At 72.0% G+C, this 19,599-nt stretch carries 13 protein-coding genes; 8 read left to right on the forward strand and 5 right to left on the reverse strand.

Features of this window, described 5'->3' with window-relative positions; translation table 11 throughout:
• Positions 1-206: 206 nt before the first annotated feature.
• The 3 genes from ACX80K_RS04100 to ACX80K_RS04110 form a co-directional block, all read right to left on the reverse strand.
• Positions 207-1,703, reverse strand: a complete 1,497-nt coding sequence (locus ACX80K_RS04100; RefSeq protein ID WP_459270570.1) for a DUF4192 family protein — start codon at positions 1,701-1,703, stop codon at positions 207-209.
• A gap of 85 nt (positions 1,704-1,788) precedes the next feature.
• Positions 1,789-3,129 carry an MFS transporter gene (locus ACX80K_RS04105; RefSeq protein ID WP_459270571.1) on the reverse strand — a complete coding sequence of 447 codons (1,341 nt, stop codon included), beginning with the start codon at positions 3,127-3,129 and terminating at the stop codon, positions 1,789-1,791.
• A 117-nt stretch (positions 3,130-3,246) separates the two neighbouring features.
• Positions 3,247-4,296 (reverse strand): proteasome assembly chaperone family protein, encoded by a 1,050-nt coding sequence (locus ACX80K_RS04110; protein ID WP_459270572.1) that lies wholly within the window; start codon positions 4,294-4,296, stop codon positions 3,247-3,249.
• 181 nt (positions 4,297-4,477) lie between these two features.
• Between ACX80K_RS04110 and ACX80K_RS04115 the strand changes: the two genes are divergently transcribed.
• From ACX80K_RS04115 to ACX80K_RS04130, 4 genes are all read left to right on the forward strand, one after another.
• A complete protein-coding gene (locus ACX80K_RS04115; RefSeq protein ID WP_459270573.1) occupies positions 4,478-6,025 on the forward strand; it encodes a leucyl aminopeptidase in 1,548 nt (515 codons plus the stop codon).
• Between the two features lie 253 nt (positions 6,026-6,278).
• Positions 6,279-7,661, forward strand: coding sequence for a dihydrolipoyl dehydrogenase (lpdA, locus tag ACX80K_RS04120; protein WP_459270574.1), 1,383 nt, complete (start codon positions 6,279-6,281; stop codon positions 7,659-7,661).
• Between the two features lie 147 nt (positions 7,662-7,808).
• Positions 7,809-9,659: a 2-oxoglutarate dehydrogenase, E2 component, dihydrolipoamide succinyltransferase gene (sucB, locus tag ACX80K_RS04125; RefSeq protein WP_459270575.1), complete on the forward strand. Its 1,851-nt coding sequence runs from the start codon at positions 7,809-7,811 to the stop codon at positions 9,657-9,659.
• Positions 9,660-9,940: 281 nt separating this feature from the next.
• Complete coding sequence (locus ACX80K_RS04130) at positions 9,941-10,372, forward strand: OsmC family protein (protein ID WP_459270576.1); 432 nt, start codon at positions 9,941-9,943, stop codon at positions 10,370-10,372.
• 95 nt (positions 10,373-10,467) lie between these two features.
• On the opposite strand, the gene ACX80K_RS04135 is transcribed toward ACX80K_RS04130, so the two are convergent.
• Positions 10,468-13,905, reverse strand: coding sequence for a S41 family peptidase (locus ACX80K_RS04135; RefSeq protein ID WP_459270577.1), 3,438 nt, complete (start codon positions 13,903-13,905; stop codon positions 10,468-10,470).
• A 196-nt stretch (positions 13,906-14,101) separates the two neighbouring features.
• Between ACX80K_RS04135 and ACX80K_RS04140 the strand changes: the two genes are divergently transcribed.
• Positions 14,102-14,998: a TIGR01777 family oxidoreductase gene (locus ACX80K_RS04140; protein ID WP_459270578.1), complete on the forward strand. Its 897-nt coding sequence runs from the start codon at positions 14,102-14,104 to the stop codon at positions 14,996-14,998.
• 17 nt (positions 14,999-15,015) lie between these two features.
• Here the strand turns inward: ACX80K_RS04140 and ACX80K_RS04145 are convergent, their stop codons facing one another.
• On the reverse strand, positions 15,016-17,160 hold the full coding sequence (locus ACX80K_RS04145; RefSeq protein WP_459270579.1) for a protein kinase domain-containing protein: 2,145 nt from the start codon (positions 17,158-17,160) through the stop codon (positions 15,016-15,018).
• Positions 17,161-17,296: 136 nt separating this feature from the next.
• On the opposite strand from ACX80K_RS04145, the gene ACX80K_RS04150 reads away from it, so the two are divergent.
• Genes ACX80K_RS04150 through lipA form a run of 3 tightly spaced genes read left to right on the forward strand, consistent with a single transcriptional unit; the run spans position 17,297 to position 19,533 of the window.
• Complete coding sequence (locus tag ACX80K_RS04150) at positions 17,297-17,788, forward strand: hypothetical protein (protein ID WP_459270580.1); 492 nt, start codon at positions 17,297-17,299, stop codon at positions 17,786-17,788.
• A gap of 9 nt (positions 17,789-17,797) precedes the next feature.
• Complete coding sequence (gene lipB, locus ACX80K_RS04155) at positions 17,798-18,535, forward strand: lipoyl(octanoyl) transferase LipB (protein ID WP_459270581.1); 738 nt, start codon at positions 17,798-17,800, stop codon at positions 18,533-18,535.
• Positions 18,532-19,533, forward strand: a complete 1,002-nt coding sequence (gene lipA, locus ACX80K_RS04160) for a lipoyl synthase (protein WP_459270582.1) — start codon at positions 18,532-18,534, stop codon at positions 19,531-19,533. Before lipB ends, lipA begins: the two co-directional genes overlap by 4 nt.
• Positions 19,534-19,599: the final 66 nt, after the last annotated feature.

The raw sequence follows: 19,599 nt of genomic DNA on the forward strand, positions 1-19,599 counted from the left end.
GCCAGGTCCACTATGGAACGGTCCCTCGGTCCTCGCTATTCCCCGGGATCCGCCCTGGGGCGGAACGTGTTCCGGAGATGCTCGGTACGTCCTGATGCACGGACCCAACCGGGTCTCAACCTCCATTGTCTCACGGCTGCCCGCCGCCCCGGTAATCACCGCCTGACCGTGGGCCCCTCCCCGGCACCCGGTCCCGCCGGTCGGAGTCACGGCGCTCCGTACCCCGCCCTTGTGGAGTCGACGGTCCATGCGGTCGAGCGGCGCCGGGCCCAGGCCGGTAGCCCGCCGCGGTGCAGGAGTTCTGCCAGCAGCCGTGCGAGGCGGTATCCGGGCACCGCCTGCTCGGCGGCGTCGAGGAACACGGCCGCCCGGGAACCGCGCCCCCGCGCGTATTCGAACCAGGCCGACATCGTCAGGGCCGCGGCGCGCGACTCGCCGTCCGACACCGCCGCCAGCTGTGCAAGGACCTGCGTCATCGCATCGACCCGCGCCCAGGCGATCAGCCCCGTGAAGCGCCCGGCCAGGACATCGGCGTAACGCGTAGCATCGCCCGCGTCGCCCCCGTCGCCGGTGTCGCAGGGCTCCCGGCCCTGCGGATCTGCTGCCGGGGCGCCCCGCAGGGCCTCGGCGACGGGGTTCCGGGCATCGTCCACGGCGGTCGGAAGGCGCGCGCTCCATCCGCCGGTGCCGCGGACGGCAGGGAGGACGGGGACGCCGGGTCCACGTCCGAGCCCGGGGCCGGGCCCGCGCGACGTGTCGTCGGGCTCGTCGCCGCCGGCTCCGGCCCCTCCCGAGACCGCCACCCCGCCGGAGAGCCCTCCCGGCCCGGACGGCCCGGACGACTCGCGGAACCCGGACAGCCCGCAGGCCCAGGCGCCGCCGAGCGCCGGCGCGGACCCCAGGCATGCACTCACGAGCAGGAAGTCACGGACCGTCCGCGACTCGATGCTCGCCAGCAGGAAACCCGCGACGTCGGGCTCGGTCCCGGCCCCGAACTCCTCCGGGTTCAGCAGGACGGCGTCCCAGACGGCGGAGGTCGCGAGGAACTGCGGCCCCGAGGTCCAGCGCCCCGAGCAGCACGCGGCGTAGTGCGCCTGAGCGTCCTCGATGGCGTGGCGGTGGGCGTCGGACGAGGAGCCTCCCCCTGCCAGCGCGGGGGCGGCACGGAGGACGGCTGCCGGCGCCGACGCGTCGAAGGCGCTCCCGCCGAAGATGAGTTCCGCGTTGAGGGCACTGTGCGCCACGACGTCGAGGGGCCGGCCGGGCCAGGGACAGCAGGCGTCGTCCCTGCAGAAGTAGTCCCGCCACCCGGCCGGCGAGACGAACCACCCCGCCCGGACCGGGAGACCCGCGCCCTCGAGGACGGCCTCGAGGGCGAGCACCAGCCCCTGGTGCGGTGCCGGTGCGAGCCTCACCCACTCCTCGTCGCCGTACACGATCACGAGCGTGCCGTCCGGGTCGGTGTCGCCGCGCAGGTACGACAGGACACCTGCGGCGAACGCGAGCGCGTCCGCTCCGTCCGGCGGCAGGTCCACCCGGAGCGTGGCGCCCAGCTTCCGGCCGGTGGTCGTCAGGACGACGAGGCTCCGGGCAGGCATGAAGCCGAGGGCGTGGGGTATGTAGGACAGGATGTCAGCCGGCGAGGTGACGGCGAACGAGGGGGACGCTGGGGTGCCGGACACCGGGCTCTTCGAGGACGACATGCACGCCAGCCTGCTCTCCGCTCCGGGGCCACGCCCGGTCCTCCTGCGCTATGTGGACAAGTGCCGGCCGCCGGTCACGCGCGTCCTAGCCGTCCCGGCCCCTGGCGGCCTTCGCGTCCCGGCGACGGCGCCGCTCACGCGCCAGGGCCTCCCGGATCGGTGGCACCACCACGCCCTGCTCGGCCATCCGCCGCCGTACCCTCCGCCGTGCCACCAGGACGGCGACGACCCCGGTCGCGAGGACGACGAGCTGCGTGGACATCGCGAGCCGGAACGATCCGAGGGCGTAGAGGTCGCCCTGCGAGAAGCCACTGCCGAGGAGCAGGTCGAGAACCACTCCGATGACGAACATCGACAGCAGCGAGGCCATGAAGCCGCCGATGTTCACGATGCCGGTGGCCGTACCCATCCGTGCCGCCGGATTGAAGGTGCGGGCGAAGTCGAACGCGATCATCGAGCCGGGCCCGCCGACGGCCAGGGCGACCACCAGCAAGGTGAGGAGCGGCAGCGGCGCGGGCCCCGGATGGAGCAGCACGGCGAGCCATGCGGTGCTGATCAGCGCGGCGATCGCGAGGACCATGGTGGACCGCCGCAGCGGATGCCGCCCGACGTAGCGGCCGAGGAAGGGTCCGCACGCGATACCCACGGCTACGAACAGGGTCATCAGGGCCGAGGCCGTGCCTTCCCCGATCTTCTCGGCGCGCACCAGGTAGGGGTAGCCCCACATGAGGACGAAGACGGTGCCCGGGAACTGGATGGTGAAGTGCGACCAGAGGCCGAGGCGGGTGCCCGGCTGCCTCCAGGCCTCGGCGAGCGAGGTGCCGGTCTGCCGCAGCGTCTGCGCGGTACGCTCGCTCCCTGCCAGCGGCGAGTCCCTGATGACGGCGACGGCGAGCACGACGGCGAGCACCGAGAGCGCAGCGGCCGAGAGGAAGGCCGGTTGCCACCCGAAGGTCGAGAGCAGAGCCACGAACGGGACGACCGACACCACCTGCCCGAGCTGACCGATGATCCCGGTCCACTGCGTGAGGACCGGGATGCGCCGGGGCTCGAACCACGCGGGGAGGAGCCGGAGGACGCTGATGAAGGTCGTCGCGTCCCCGGCACCGACGAAGAGGCGCCCGACGATCCCGGCGCCGATGGAATCGGCGAAGGCGAGCTGCGCCTGCCCCGCTGCCATGAGGACCCCGCCGGCCACGATGAGCGTCCGTGGACCCCACCGGTCCACGAGCACGCCCACCGGCACCTGCAGGCCCGCGTAGACGAGCAGCTGGACCACGGTGAAGATCGACAGCTGGGAGGCAGAGGCGCTGAAACGGTCGGTCGCCTCGAGGCCCGCCACCCCGAAGGTGGTGCGCTGCGTCACCGCGACGAGATAGGCCGCGATTCCTGCCACCCAGACCAGGAGGGCCCTCGAAGAATTCACCTCCCCATTATCGCGGAGGCGAGCCGCATGGCGGTCCGCCGTCAGCGGGGACACCGGGCACGACGGAGCCCGCCCGTTCGACGGGGCGGGCTCCGGAGGATCTCCTGCCGGGTGGGGTCAGGAAGCGGGGGTGCCGTCGTCGTCCTGCCCCTCCGGGGCCTTCCGGCCTGCCGGCTCGTCGCGGCTCTCGCCGTGGCGGGCGTAGTCGATGGACGTCGTGCCGGGGAACTCCGTGTCCCACAGGAGCGTCGACTCCTCTTCCGCCTGGGGGCTGGCGAGATACGCCTCGACGGCGGCGCCCAGCTCCTCCGCGCTGGCGAGTTCGCTGTTGTCCTTGACCAGGAGCGACTTCCGGGCCGCCCCGTCCGCGTATTCGTCGTACCGCTTCTCGAGCGATGCGACCACCGACTGCACCTCCGCCGAGTTGCCGACCTGCCGTGCGATCTGGCGCTCGACGTCGCGCCCGGTCTCGCGGAGCCGGTCCGTCGGCAGCACCAGCCGGGCCGTCGCGCCCAGGTACTCGAGCCCGGCCACGGCGGCCGGCGGGTACTCGGCCTCGGCGAGGTAGTGCGGAACGTGGATGACGTGCCCGACGACGTCGTGCCCCGCCTCGATCAGGCGCAGCTCAAGCACGTGGCCGATGGACGCCTGCAGCTCCGCCGTGGGGCGCCAGGCATTCATGCCGTCGATGAGGTCCGCGCGGTTGCCGTGCAGGGTCACCCCGATCGGCCGCGTGTGCGGGACCGGCATGGGGATCGCGTGGATCCACGACGTCATCGGCACCTCCAGCTCCTCGACGAGGCCGACGACGGCGCTCGCGAACCGCTCCCACTGGAGGTCGGGCTCGACGCCGGTGAGGAACAGGAAGGGTTCGCCCAGCCCGTCGTACAGGCGGTGCAGTTCGAGCCGGTGCGGCTGGTAGTCCGTGAGGTGGTCCTCGGCGAAGGTGATCTTCGGCCGCCGGCCGCGGTAGTCCATGAGCTGGTCGGCGTCGAACTCCGCCACCGGGTCGTGGTCGAGGATCTCGAGCAGCTCCTCGCTGACCTGGGAGACGACATGGCCCGCATCCATGAAGCCCGTGAGGCTCACGAGCAGGGGGAGCCCGCGGCTCGCGGGGTCCTCGAAGACGTCGGTATCGATGTTGTACAGGGTTCGTGGATCCAGCATGGCTCTCTCCTGAAGGTGGTCCTGCTGGTCTCAACACCGCCGGCACCGGCTTCATTCCGGACGAGGATGAGCGGCGGCACACGGACTACGATCGTCAGGACGGTTCCCGGACCACCAGATACCGGAGCCACGAGTGATGCTGCATCTGGACAACCCAGCCGGACACGAGGAGACAGATTCCGTGATCAAGACGACCGAACTACACCTGACAGCTTCCGCGAAGGACCTCCGGAAGATTCCGAGTGACGCCCTCGTGATCGCGGTCGCGAAGGGGACGGACGGGCCGGTCCTGCTGGAGAGCCCGCTGCCGGCCAAGGCCGCACGCGCGCTCGGCGACAGCCTCCAGGTCCTCGGGGTGACGGGCGCTGCGGACGAGGTGCGGCGTCTCCCGGGGCTCCCGGAGACGGGTGCGGATTCCCTCGTGCTGTCCGGCGTCGGGCCCGCGCAGCCTGGCGACACGCTCGACCCCGAGACGCTGCGTCGCGCCGCCGGTGCCGCGGTCCGCCAGCTGACCGGCCTCGACACCGTGGTCCTCGCCCTGCCGGCCTCCACCGTGGACGCCGCGACCGCCGTCGCCGAGGGTGCCGCGCTCGGCGCGTACAGCTACGAGGGCCACAGGTCCGGGCTGAAGCCGGACGGCACCGTCGCGCCCGCCAGGGACAGGGACGCCGTCCGCAACGTCGTCGTCCACACTGAGGTGGCCGACGACGCCGACCTCGCCCCGGCGCTCCGTCGCGCCGTCGTCCTCGGCAAGAACGTCAACGCGACCCGCTCGCTCGTCAACCAGCCGCCCAGCCACCTCTACCCGGAGACCTTCGCCCAGGCCGCAAAGGAACTCTCGCGCGGCCTCCCCGTGAAGATCACGGTGATGGACGAGAAGCGCCTCGAGCGCGACGGCTACGGGGGCATCCTCGGCGTCGGGAAGGGATCGTCCCGCCCGCCGCGCATGGTCAAGGTCGAGTACTCCCCCGCCAGGTCCGCCGTGCACCTCGCCCTCGTGGGCAAGGGCATCACCTTCGACTCCGGTGGACTCTCCCTGAAGCCCGCCGCCGGCATGCAGACCATGAAGCTCGACATGGCGGGCGCCGCCGTCGTCCTGACGACGCTCCTCGCCGTCGCCGAACTGGGTCTGCCCGCGAAGGTCACGGCGTGGCTCTGCCTCGCCGAGAACATGCCGTCGGGCTCCGCGCAGCGTCCCGAGGACGTCCTGTCGATCTACGGCGGCCGCACCGTCGAGGTCCTCAACACCGATGCCGAGGGCCGCCTCGTCCTGGCCGACGGCCTCGCCGCGGCGAGCGAGGAAGCACCGGACGCGATCATCGACATCGCGACCCTCACCGGCGCGCAGATGATCGCCCTCGGCACGCGTGTCTCGGGTGTCATGGGCGACGACGGGGTGCGCGACGCCGTGAAGGCCGCCGCCGACCGTGCCGGGGAGCAGTTCTGGCCCATGCCGCTGCCCGAGGAACTGCGCCCGAGCCTCGAGTCCCAGGTCGCGGACATCGCCAACATCGGCGAGCGGAACGGCGGCATGATGACCGCCGCCGTGTTCCTCCGCGAGTTCGTGGGCCAGGTCGACGGCGAGAAGATCCCGTGGGCGCACCTCGACATCGCAGGACCGGCCTTCAACGAGGGCGCTCCCTACGGATACACGCCGAAGGCCGGGACCGGCGTCGGCGTGCGCACGCTGCTCGCCTATGTCGAGGACGTCCTCGCCCGCGCGCTCTAGCGGCCAGGGGCGCCGTGCCGGTCACGGCGCCCCTTCCCGCGCGTGTTCCCCGCGCGCGCACGTGACCCTGCGCACATCGCGCGGATTATGGCGCACACGACATGGCGTTCGGGTGGATGCCGGCTGCCTGTGGGGATAGGGTGAAAAACGAGAGCACACGAAGCACCTGCCCGGTGCACCGCGACCGCATCTGCAACCGATTCATCAATCGACGCGTCCTGCGCGTCAACGAACCACGCGAGGGAGCGTTCAAGTGGCCGAAGCGGCAACTGCGCAAGAATTCGACATCCTGGTACTCGGTGGAGGCAGCGGCGGCTACGCTGCGGCTCTCCGCGCGGTGCAGCTGGGCTTCACCGTGGGACTCATCGAGAAGGGCAAGCTCGGCGGCACCTGCCTCCACAACGGCTGCATCCCCACGAAGGCGCTCCTGCACTCGGCCGAGATCGCCGACGGCGCCCGCGACTCCGAGAAGTACGGCGTGAAGGCCAGCTTCGAGTCGATCGACATGGCCGCGGTCAACGCCTACAAGGACGGCATCATCGCCGGCAAGTACCGCGGGCTGCAGGGACTCATCAAGTCCAAGGGCATCACGGTCATCGAGGGCTCGGGCAGGCTCGCGTCGCAGAACACCATCGACGTCGACGGCACCGTCTACACCGGCAAGCACATCGTCCTCGCCACGGGCTCCTTCTCCCGCAGCCTCCCCGGCCTGGAGATCAGCGGCAAGGTCATCACCTCCGACCAGGCGCTGACCATGGACTTCGTCCCGAAGACCGCGATCATCCTCGGCGGCGGCGTCATCGGCTGCGAATTCGCGTCGGTCTGGAAGTCCTTCGGTGTCGACGTCACCATCATCGAGGCCCTCCCCTCGCTCGTGCCGAACGAGGACGCCTCGATCGTGAAGAGCTTCGAGCGGGCGTTCAAGAAGCGCGGCATCAAGTTCAACACCGGCACGCGCTTCAAGGCGGTCCAGCAGAACGACGACGGCGTCGTGGTCACCCTGGAGGACGGCAAGACCTTCGAGGCGGACCTCATGCTCGTCGCCGTCGGCCGCGGGCCCGTCACGCAGGACCTCGGCTACGAGGAAGCGGGCCTCACCATGGACCGCGGCTTCGTCATCACCAACGAGCGCCTGCACACCGGCGTCGGCACCATCTACGCGATCGGCGACATCGTCCCCGGCCTGCAGCTGGCCCACCGCGGCTTCCAGCAGGGCATCTTCGTGGCGGAGGAGATCGGCGGGCTCAAGCCCGTCGTCGTCGCCGACATCAACATCCCGAAGGTCACCTACAGCGACCCCGAGATCGCCTCCGTGGGCTACACCGAGAAGGCCGCCCGCGAGAAGTTCGGCGACGACCGCGTGGAGACCCACGAGTACAACCTCGCCGGGAACGGCAAGAGCTCCATCATCGGCACCGGCGGCATCGTCAAGCTCGTCCGCGAGAAGGACGGCCCCATCGTCGGCGTCCACATGCTCGGCAGCCGCATGGGCGAGCAGATCGGCGAGGCACAGCTCATCGTCAACTGGGAGGCGTACCCCGAGGACGTGGCGCCGCTCATCCACGCGCACCCGACGCAGAACGAGGCCCTCGGCGAGGCCCACCTCGCGCTCGCCGGCAAGCCGCTGCACGGCTGAGGCAAGCACCCGACCGCCCGAGCCTGGTCCACGCCCCGAGGGCGTGGACTAAGCTCGGAGGCAGGAATCCAAGCACGTCCAGCTGAGCGGGCCAGGCTCGTCGACCAGCTGCCAAGGAACGATCTACGAAGGAGAAACGGGCGCATTATGTCTGAATCCGTGAACTTGCCCGCTCTCGGTGAAAGCGTCACCGAAGGCACTGTCACCCGCTGGCTCAAGGCCGTCGGTGACCGCGTCGAGGTCGACGAGCCCCTGCTCGAGGTCTCCACCGACAAGGTCGACACCGAGATCCCCTCGCCCATCGCAGGCGTGATCGAGGAGATCCTGGTCGCAGAGGACGAGACCGCAGAGGTCGGCGCGCCCCTCGTGCGCATCGGCGACGGATCCGGCAGCGGGGACTCGGGCGACCCCGCTCCCGCAGCCGAACAGGCTGACGAGGCCCCGCTGCCGGTCGAGGACGCCGTCCCGTCGACGGAGAAAGCCCCCGAGACCGAGCAGACCGCCGCACCGAGTGGATCGGACGACGCCGGTTCCTCGGACGATCCCGGTGAGGGCACCGAGGTCACCCTCCCCGCGCTGGGCGAGAGCGTCACCGAGGGAACCGTCACGCGCTGGCTCAAGGCCGTCGGCGACGACGTCGAGGTCGACGAGCCCCTGCTCGAGGTCTCCACGGACAAGGTCGACACCGAGATCCCCTCCCCCGTGGCCGGCAAGCTGCAGGAGATCCGGGTGAACGAGGACGAGACCGCCGAGGTCGGTGCGGTCCTCGCCGTCATCGGCTCCGGCGCGGCAGCACCCCGGAAGGTGGAGGCCGCCTCGGGCGAGCCCCTCGTCGCGGCGCCGGCCGAGGAGCGCAACGACTCCCCGACCGAGAAGCCGGGCGCCGACCAGGAAGCCGGCCGGGCCTCGGGAACGTCCGAGTCCGACGAGGACGCAGGCGGCGCACCCTCGCCGGCACCCGCCGCCGAACCCGCCGCGCCCGAGTCGACGCCGTCGGCCGGCACGGACTCGGGAAGCACCGATACAGGGTCGGACGCCGCCTACGTGACGCCGCTTGTCCGGCGCCTGGCCAACCAGAACGACGTCGACCTCTCGACCGTCAAGGGCACCGGCGTCGGAGGACGCATCCGCAAGCAGGATGTCCTCGAGGCCGCGGACGCCCGCAAGGCGCAGCAGGCGGAGCCCGCAGCCGCACCGCAGGCAGCCCCGTCGGCACCCGCACCCGCAGCACCTGCAGCACCGTCGAAGGCCGCCCCCGCGGTCGAGCCCTCGAAGCTGCGCGGCACCGTCGAGAAGGCCCCACGCATCCGGCAGACCATCGCGAAGCGCATGCGCGAGTCGCTGGAGGTCTCCGCGCAGCTCACCCAGGTCATCGAGGTGGACATGACCCGCATCGCGAAGCTGCGGACCGCGTCGAAGGACACCTTCCAGGCGCAGAACGGCGCGAAGCTCACCTTCCTCCCCTTCATCTCGAAGGCCGTCACCGAGGCGCTCAAGCAGCACCCGAAGCTGAACGCGTCCTTCGACGAGGAGAAGAAGGAGGTCACCTACCACGACGCCGAGCACCTCGCGATCGCTGTCGACACCGAGAAGGGCCTCCTCGTCCCCGTCATCAAGGACGCCGGGAACCTCAACCTCGGTGGCCTCGCCAAGAAGATCGCCGACGTCGGGGCGCGCACCCGCAACGGCCAGATCGGTCCGGACGAGCTGTCGGGAGGCACCTTCACGATCACGAACATCGGATCGGCCGGCGCCCTCTTCGACACCCCGATCATCAACCAGCCGCAGGTCGGCATCCTGGGCACGGGCATCATCGTCAAGCGTCCCGTGGTGATCACGGGCGTCGACGGTGACGACACCATCGCCATCCGCTCGATGATGTACCTGAGCCTGACGTACGACCACCGCCTGGTCGACGGGGCGGACGCGGGCCGCTTCCTGCAGACGCTCAAGGCACGCCTCGAGGGCGGCGCGTTCGAGGCCGACCTCGGCGCGTAGCCCCCGGGCATCCCAGGAGCCGCTTCCCGCGAGGGAGGCGGCTCCTGCCGTCTGCCCTCCGGCGGCGCTCCGATGGCCGTCCCCCTGGCCTCTGGCCGCGCTGCCGCCCCGCCGTGCTGCTGCCCTGCTTGCTGCCGCCCTGCCTGCCCGGACGGATCCCATCCCCCGATGGGGCGGCCCCGCAACCCCATCCGGGCCCGATGGAACTCGGCTGCGGCGCTCCCTAGGATGGGGGAATCGGGTGCGGCGATCGTCGTGTCCGTCCCACAGCAAGGAGAACCATGGCTACCGTTCGCACAGCCCACACCGTCTGGAGTGGCGACCTTCCCACCGGCTCGGGCCAGGTCACGCTCGATTCGTCCGGTCTCGGCTCCTACGACGTCACCTGGAAGGCGCGAGCCGAGCAGTCGGGCGGCAAGACGAGCCCCGAGGAGCTCATCGCGGCCGCGCACTCGGCGTGCTTCTCGATGGCCTTCAGCCACGCCCTCGGCGAGGAGGGCAAGACGCCCGAACGCGTCGAGACCAAGGCCGAGGTCGACTTCCAGCCCGGCACCGGGATCACGGCCATCCGGCTCACGCTCGACGCCACGGTCCCCGGCCTGTCCGAGGACGACTTCCAGCGCGTGGCACAGGCCGCCAAGGAAGGCTGCCCCGTGTCGCAGGCCCTCGCCGCCGTCAAGGACATCTCGCTGACCGCGACGCTGCAGGGCTGACAGGCTCCTCCCGGAAGGGACGCGCCGTACACAGGAGGCCCCGGACGATGTCCGGGGCCTCCTGTGTACGGGATCGTGCCTGCTTCCGACCCGGCTCAGCCGCGGAGCGCCTGCGGGCGTGGGGGCAGCGGGGCCGGCCGGCGGGAGGGGTAGCCCTCCTTCGCGGGCGCCGCGTCAGTGGGCAGCCCGGCCAGCATCTCCCGCAGGACGTCCACCCCGCGGTCGAGCTGCGGGTCCTGGCCGGCCGCGTGGGCGTGCGGCGGGAACGGCACCTCGATGTCCGGGGCCACCCCGTGGTTCTCGATACCCCACCCCACCCCGCCCGTCACGTGGAAGCCGTACCGCGGCTGGTTGACGCCCGTGCCGTCGGCGAGCGCGAACCGCCCGTCGATGCCGACGACCCCGCCCCATGTCCTGGTGCCGATGACCGGGCCGATCCCCCGCAGCTTCGCCACCTGCGTGATGATGTCGCCGTCCGACCCTGCGAACTCATCGGTGAGGACGACCACGGGTCCGCGGGGCGCGTGCGCCGGGTACGTGCCGGGCGCCTCGCCGCGCGGCATGGACCACGCGGTGACGCGTCGGCCGATGAGTTCGGCCACGAGCTGTGATGTGTGGCCGCCCCGGTTGCGGCGGACGTCGACCACCAGGGCGTCCTGCGCGGTCTCGCGGTCGAGATCGCGGTGCAGCTGGCCCCAGCCGTGGGCCACCATGTCGGGGATGTGGAGGTAGCCGAAGCGGCCGTCCGACGCCTGCCGGACCGCCGCCCTGTTCGCCGCGACCCAGTTCTGGTAGCGCAGGCGCTCCTCGCTGCGCAGCGGGACCACGGCGACGCGACGGCGGGCGCCCGGAGCTCCACCCGATCCCCCCGATCCGTCGGCGCCGGACCGGACCGTGAGCTCGACGGCGAGTCCCGCGGCCCCCGTCAGGAGCACGGACGGCCCGAAGGCGGACGGCACCGGGACGCCGTCGATCGCCTCGATCAGGTCTCCTGCACGGACGCCCACCCCCGGCGCGCTGAGCGGCGAGACCGCCTGGGGATCGGAGGACTCGGTGTCGAAGACCCGCGTGACCTGCCACCCGCCGTCCGCCGGCGCCAGTTCGGCGCCGAGGAAGCCCTGGTGTCCGCCGGGCTCGGTCACGAGTGTCGGCGCGACGTAGGCATGGGACGTGCCGAGCTCACCGTGGAGCTCCCACAGCAGGTCGACGAGGTCGTCGTGCGTACCGAGGCGCTCGACGATCGGCAGGTACCGTTCCCTGACCCCGCCCCAGTCGACACCCGCCATGTCCTCGGTCCAGTAGAAGTCGCGCTGCAGCCGCCAGGCCTCCTCGAACGCCTGCCTCCACACGCTGACGGGATCGAGGGTGACCCTGATGCGCTCGAGGGCCACGTCCACGCGCTTCGGGGAATCCGCCTCGGCCTTGCCGTCGGTGGGGATCGCCGTGACCTTCCCGCCCGAGGTGTACACCGCCGTCGCGCCGTCCCGACTGACCTCGAACGCATCCGCCTCCGCCGCCAGCACCTCGACGCTCCTGCGGGCGAGGTCGAACCGTTCGAGCCGCCGTGCGGGTGCGACCGCGGACGAGGAGGCGCGCCCGTCGCCCGTGACTCCCCCGATGTCGCCCGCCGTCCACAGCAGGCCGCCGTCCACCGCGCGCAGGTCGTCGTAGGTGCCCTGGGCGACGGGCAGCGGAATCGTCCGCGCCATCAGGAGCGCCTCATCGACGACGACGCGAGCGGGAACTCCCTCCCGGGTGCCGTCCGCCCCGGCCGCGTCGTCCCGGGGGTCGGTTGCTCCGGTTGCTCCGACGGGTGCCGCGCTCGGGCCGAACGGCGACGGCGTCCCGACCGAAAGGGCCACCAGGTAGGGCTTCGTCGACGCAGGGAAGCTCAGGTCGAAGCGGTGCGTGTCGTAGACGGGGTCGAAGCTGCGGTCGGAGAGGAAGGCGAGGTACTTGCCGTCGCGCGTGAAGGTCGGCGACCAGTCTCGGAAGCGCCCGTCGGTGACGTCGATGGCGGGAGGGGTACCGGCCCCGTCTCCTGCCATCGACGTCACGCCGGTGAGCCGGATACGGCTGCGTGTCCCCTCCTGCGCCGCGGGCTCGGCCCAGGCGAGCCACGCCGAGTCGTGCGAGAACGTGACCGACTCGATCACCCCGTGCTCGGTGGAGGCGATGCGACGGCGTTCCCCGGTCGGCGTGAGGATCTCCAGCGACCCGGTCTCCGACGCCACGGCGATGCGGCTGCCGTCGGGGCTCACGGCGAGTGCCGACGCGCGGAAGCGCCCCTCGAACCCGATGCGCTGCAGGACGTCGAGGGCGCCCGAGGCCTGCGCCTCGAGGACCGCCGCCTCGCCGTCGGCCTCCGGATCGCCGCTCTCCTGCGCTGTCCCTCCGCCCGGTCCCTCGCCCGGCCCGCTCCGACCCGCCTGCGGGCCGTTCGGGGTGTGGGCGAAGACGTCCCGGACGAAGAGGGCCTCCTCGCCGTCCACGTCAGCGATGTAGGCCACGCGGGTACCGTCCACGGGGCGGCCGAGGCGTGCCCGCACGCCGGGTGCGGCCTCCACGACGCGCGACGGACCGTCCCGGTGCGTCAGCCAGTGCAGGGTCCCGTGTGCCTCGACGATCGACGCGGAGCCGTCGGCCGTCGGTACGGCTGCGGCGAGGTGCCGTTCCACCGGGAGGCGATGCGGACGTCGCGCGGTCGACGCCGAGCCGAGGGTGATCGCGAGCCGGACGGCGTCGTCGTCGAGGGACGGCAGGTGCCAGAGGTGTCCCGCCGATTCGAAGGCGATCCCGGTCCCATCCGTGCTCGCATGACGGACGTAGAACTCGTCGTGGTCCGTGTGCCGGCGCAGATCCGCGCCGCTGCGGTCGACGGAGTAGAGGTTGCCGTGGCCCTCGTGGTCGGACAGGAAGGCCAGACGGCCGGAGACCCACATGGGGTCGCTCAGGTTGCCGTCGAGCTCCGGCAGGAACCGCTCGAAGGCACCGCTCCCGTCGGCGTCCAGCCAGAACTTGCCGGCGGTGCCGCCCCTGTAGCGCTTCCACCAGGCCGGCTCGCGGGTCAGCACGCTGCCGATCACCAGCGGTCTCCCGCCCTCGAGGGCGGGCCCTTGCGCGACGGCGTCGACGGGACCGTACGGGAGGACCGACTGGGAGGATCCGTCGAGCGGTACCCGGTAGGCCCAGCCCAGCCGTGAGTCCTCGTGCCGGAAGGCGCTCGTCGCCAGCACCTCCCCCGCAGCGGTGAAGCCCTTCACGCGCGTGCTCTGGTGGCCCCAGTAGGTGAGCCGCCGGAAGTTCCCGCCCTCGACGTCCGCGGCCACGACCTCGGGGGCGCCCCCCTGGACGACGGTCCAGGCGACCGTCGACCCGTCCGGTGAGAAGCGGGGGTTCCTGGCGGCCAGCTGCAGCGCGGAGATGCGCCACGCGCGGCCCCCGCCGAGGGGAGCAACCCAGACGTCGTTCTCGGCGACGAAGGTGATCCTGGTGCCGTACAGGTGCGGGAAGCGGAGGTAAGAGGAGCCCATTGGTCGATCTTAGCCACGGCGGACCGGGCGGCTCCCGGGCGCCCGACGCCCGTCCCGCACGGCACCGCCACCAGGTCCTCCGCCACGACGCTCACGACGTCGTCCGGTCCGGCACCGGCACCGCGCCGACCGTGCGAGCGGACCGCGCCCGGGGCGTCCGATACCTTTCGCGGGTCGCAGGTGGTTCGATGGTGCCATGCGCATCCTCCTCGCCGGCGCGTCCGGGACCATCGGAACAGCCCTCACCCACCACCTCGAGCCGGACCACGAGGTCCGGCGCCTCGTCCGCAGGGCGCCCAGGGGTCAGCAGGAGGTCCGATGGAACCCGGCGGCCGGCGAACTGGACGTCGAGGCCGTGGAGTGGGCGGACGCCGTCATCAACCTCTCGGGAGCCGGCATCGCCGGCGGGCTCTGGACGAGGAGCTACAGGGAGACGCTCTATGCCTCGCGCGTCCTGCCGACCAGGACACTCGTCGAGGCGATGCGGAGGGCGACCAACCCGCCCGGGGTCTTCATCAGCCAGTCGGCGTCGGGCTACTACGGGGACCGCGGCGACGACGTCCTGACCGAGGCGTCGTCCTCGGGGGACACCCTCATGGCGGACATCTGCCGGCGGTGGGAGGCGGAGGCACTCCGCGCTCCCGGCGCCGTCCGCGTCGTCCTGCCCCGGACGGGCATCGTGATGGCGACGGAAGGCGGCGCCCTGCCCAACCTGCTGATCCCGATCCGTTTCTTCGCCGGGACCTCCCTCGGTTCCGGCCGCCAGTGGTGGCCGTGGATCAGCCTCAACGACGAGGTCCGTGCCGTCGGGTTCCTCCTCACCGCGTCACTGTCGGGCCCCGTCAACCTGTGCGCGCCGGCGCCGGCGACCCTGGACACGATCACGCTGCAGCTCGGCAGGGTGTTCCACCGGCCGGTCTGGTTCCGCGTCCCCGGCGCCATCCTGACGGCCGTCCTCGGGCAGCTCGGCCGGGAACTCCTCCTCGTCAGTGCGCGGATGGAGCCTCGCGCCCTGACGGGCGCAGGGTTCTCCTTCGACGAACCCACGCCGGAGGCGCTCGCCGACTGGGTGCACCGCACCGTCACCCGCTAGGGCCGCGGACCTGCCGGTCACCGCCGAGCCCCCGGCGGTGACACGACGGAGTGGATCCGCCAGCCCGGATCGGTCCTCCAGAGGACGAAGATGAGCTCCTGCCGTCCGGCGGCCATGAGCGGCCCCGGCGCGGCACCGGGCTGCCGTTCCGTCCCGGATGACGACGTCGACGACGGGTAGGCGGGGGTGTAGGACGACAGGGCTGCCGTCGCCCGGACGACGGCCACCTCGGCCGCGGCGGGCGCGGCGACCGCTGGGAGGGAGGCCACTGCGGGCAGGGCCGCGAGGTCGGACCCGGTCAGTACCACCGGGTCCCGGATATCGATCGACAGGCCCCGGAGCACCCTGCCCGAGCCGGCGAGCGCCTCCACGGCTCCCCGGTCCGCTGCCAGTGCGGGTGACCCCTCGACGTCGACGTGCCCGAGGATGGCGGGATCCGCCGTCGCGAACGCGGCCGCGCGACGAGCGGCGAGGCCCGCCAGTGCCGTCGACGGGTCCTCCACGGCCGAGGCCTCCGGCGACGCGTCGTCCGGTGATGCCTCGTCCGGTGATGCCTTGTCCGGTGATGCCTTGTCCGACGGGTCCGACGGGTCCGACGGGTCCGAGGCGGCCTCCGACGCGGCGGATGCGCTCTGCCCCTCCGGCGCGGGCGGCTCGCGCGACGGTCCCCTGCCGTCCCGGTCCCGGGCCCCGCCCTGCACGACCCGCGGGAGTTCCTCCTGCCCTGTCCCTTCCTCCAGCCCCGTGGGCGCCGGGCCACCGGTCGCCACCGTCGGCGCTCGGGGTTCGCCGAGCGTGAGCAGGATCCCCGCGACGAGGAGTATCGCGGCGGCCAGTCCTGCGACGATCGCCAGCAGGCCGCGCATCCGGCGCGCGCCCCTCTGCCGTGGTCCGCGCCCCCGCGCGGAGCGGGTTGTCCCGTCCCGACCGGACGGGGACGGGGACGGGGACAGACGGGAGGGTCGGGCCGACGGAGTGGCGAACGCCTGGGACGAGGTGCGGGAGTGCGCCCCGCGGGACCGGGACCACCCGGACCCTCGGGACCCTGCGCGGCTGATCACCTGCTTCCACCGCGGGAGCGGGACGGCAGGGGTATCCGCACGACACGTCAGCAACTCGGGCAGGACACTGGCGTGGACCGCGGACACCAGGCTGATGGGGGCCGGAACCGCGCTGGCCAGCAGGGTACGCGCGAACCGGTCGGCCGTGGGCCGGCGGTCCCTGTCGGCACCGAGCCCGTCCTCGACGAGCTGCACGAGTTGCGGGGGCACCTCGGGCACGATCAGCGCGAGGGGCGGTCTCTGCTCGGTGGGACCGGGGATGCGGCCGGTCAGCGCGAACCACGCGACGGCAGCCAGCGCGAACACGTCTGCTCCCGCGTCGAAATCTCCCTCCCACGCCGGGTCGAGGAAGCCCGGTGTGCCCGCGACTCCGCGGGGAACCGATCCGAGGAGCCGCCCGGTGCCGAAGTCGCCGAGGAGGGGTTTGCCCTCGTGGGTGAAGAGGATGTTGGCAGGTGCCACGTCGCCGTGCAGCGCACCGGCTGCGTGCAGGTGGTCGAGCGCCTGCGCGATCGGGGCCAGTGCCGTCACGACCTCCGGGACAGGGAGCGGACCACGGCTGGTGACGAGGCCCAGCAGGGACCCTCCCTTCGCCAGGTCCAACAGCAGCCCCGTGCCCCGGTCCGTCTCGACCAGTCGGTGCACCCGGACCAGGTGTTCGTGGGCCGACCCCTGCAGCAGCCGGAGCTCCTGCACCGCCTCCTGCAGGCCGTCCTGCGGGCGCCCGGGCTGCTGCACCGGACGGAGCGGTCCTGCCGCGCCGGCGCCGGTCAGGCCCACCGGGGGTATCGGGATCCTGCGGTCCGCCCGCCTCCCGTGCTGTCCCCCGATCGCCGCCGGCGGCGGGATCGCCTGCGCCGAGGGATGTGTCCGTGCCGTCTTGAGCGCGAAGGATCGTCCCGCGTCGTCCGTGACCAGCCAGACGGTGGAGGAGCCACCCCGCCCGAGCAGCCGGCCGACGTGGAGGCCCGCGACGGTGGGACGGTCGGCGTCGTCGGGATCCGCGGGCACCGGCTCGTCCCGCGGCGCGAGGGACTCCTCCCCGTGCGGGGGTGCGGCCCGGGTGGCCCCGGCGTGCCGTGATCGCATCTCGTCGCTCATGCACCAGTTCTAGGCCACGGCGCCCCCGTGATCCCGTTATCCACAGGGAGAACTGCTTCCGACGCCGGAATCGCTTGCCTCGATCGAACGCATGTTCTATTTTTAACCCCTCAGCTCTCGGCGGAACAGGTGTGCCATGAACCCCAACCCATCCGATCCGATCGATCGGTGGCGGCCGTTCGACGAGGCCGTCACCGTCACCTTCGAGACCGGTCCGTGCGGTCCGCGACCCCTCGCCCTGCACTGGCGTGGTTCGCCGTGGCGCGTCGTCGGGGAGAGTCTGCACTGGTCCACCTGGCGGGCACTGCCCGTCGCGCCCAGCCGCCCCGACGACCACCCGTCTCCCCTCGGTCTCCGGGCCGACTTCTGGAGATTCCGGGCGCAGTCCGATCCCGTCTCGCCCGTCCTGCATTTTGAGGTGCGGAGGGCGGGCGCCGGCTGGCGGCTGGTGAGGCTCGGCGCGACCTTCGGCCTGCCGGACCGGAGCACCACGGACCTGAATACCACGGACCTGAACACCACGGACCTGAACACCACGGACCTGAGGACCACGGACCGGACATCCGATGGCGCCGCGGCGGGATGCGCGAGCCCCGTCCCGGCAGGAGGTGTCGGCGCACGGGACTAGGCTTGACCCATGACTCTTGTGCTGTCACGCGTCGGCCTCGCGCCGGACTACATCGAGTACACACGGGGCTGGGAACTGCAGAAGACCCTGCACGAGCAGGTGGTCGGCGGCACCGCCCCCAGCACCGTCCTCCTCCTCGAACACACCGCCGTCTACACGGCGGGCAAACGCACCGAGGACCACGAGCGGCCCTTCGACGGGACCCCTGTCGTCCCCGTCGACCGCGGCGGGAAACTCACCTGGCACGGTCCGGGACAGCTGGTGGGCTACCCGATCCTCGCGCTGCGCGACCCGGCCCGGGTGGCGGATTACGTCCACACGCTCGAGGAGATCATCATCGTCGCGCTGCGCCACTTCGGCATCGACGGCGTCCGGATCGACGGGCGGTCCGGCGTGTGGCTCGCGGCGGCGGAGAGCCGGCCGGCTCGGAAGATCGCGGCGATCGGGATCCGCGTGAAGCACCGCGTCACGATGCACGGGTTCGCCATCAACTGCAGCAACGATCTCGCACCCTTCCAGCAGATCGTCCCGTGCGGGATCAGTGATGCCGGGGTGACGTCCATTTCCGCCGAATGCGGAAGGACGGTGACGCCCGGGCAGCTCGTGTCGCTGATCGAAGCCGGACTGCGCGACAATGAGGCGGTGCTGGTGGGCGGGGTCGAAGTCGACACGCTCCCACCGGGCACTGCTGCTGCCGGCCCATCCGGCCCGGCCCAGGACACCCAGTCAGAAGGAGCTTTACTGTGAGCCTTGCACCCGAGGGCCGCCGCCTGCTGCGCGTCGAGGCGCGCAATGCCGAGACGCCGGTCGAACGCAAGCCGGACTGGATGAAGGCGAAGGTCAACATCGGGCCGGAATTCGTGGCGATGAAGAACCTGGTGAAGAAGGAGGGGCTGCACACCGTCTGCGAGGAGGCGGGCTGCCCGAACATCTTCGAGTGCTGGGAGGATCGCGAGGCCACCTTCCTCATCGGCGGCTCGGAGTGCACGAGGCGCTGCGACTTCTGCCAGATCGACACCGGGAAGCCGCAGCCGCTGGACAGGAGCGAGCCCTTCAAGGTGGCCCAGTCCGTCCGGTCCATGAACCTGCGCTACGCCACCGTCACCGGCGTCGCCCGGGACGACCTCCCCGACGAGGGCGCCTGGCTGTACGCCGAGACCATCCGCCAGATCCACAGCATGAACCCCGGTACAGGCGTCGAGATCCTCATCCCCGACTTCTCGGGACGCCCGGAGCACATCGCGGCGATCTGCGACGCCGCACCGGAGGTCTTCGCGCACAACGTCGAGACCGTGCCGCGCATCTTCAAGCGCATCCGCCCGGCGTTCCGCTACGAGCGCTCGCTCGACGTCATCACGCAGGGACGCGACCGCGGGATGGTCACGAAATCCAACCTCATCCTCGGCATGGGCGAGACGCGCGCGGAGATCTCGGAGGCGCTGCGCGACCTGCACGACGCCGGGTGCGACCTCGTCACGATCACGCAGTACCTCCGGCCCAGCGAGCGGCACCTCCCCGTGGACCGCTGGGTCAAGCCCGGCGAGTTCGTCGAACTCAGCGAGGAGGCCGAGGAGATCGGCTTCCTCGGCGTCATGAGCGGGCCGCTCGTCCGCTCCTCCTACCGCGCCGGCCGCCTCTGGGCCCGGGCCATGCGGAAGAAGGGCCTCGACCTGCCCCCGGAGCTCGCCCACCTCGACGAGTCCGGCTCCGCCGCCCAGGAGGCGTCCTCCCTCCTGGCCGGCTGACCGGACCGGTTGCGGCGGGCGGACCGCGGTGGGCGGCGCGCGCCGTCGCCGCCCGCCCGGCATCCC

This window comes from Arthrobacter sorbitolis, from assembly GCF_054510995.1.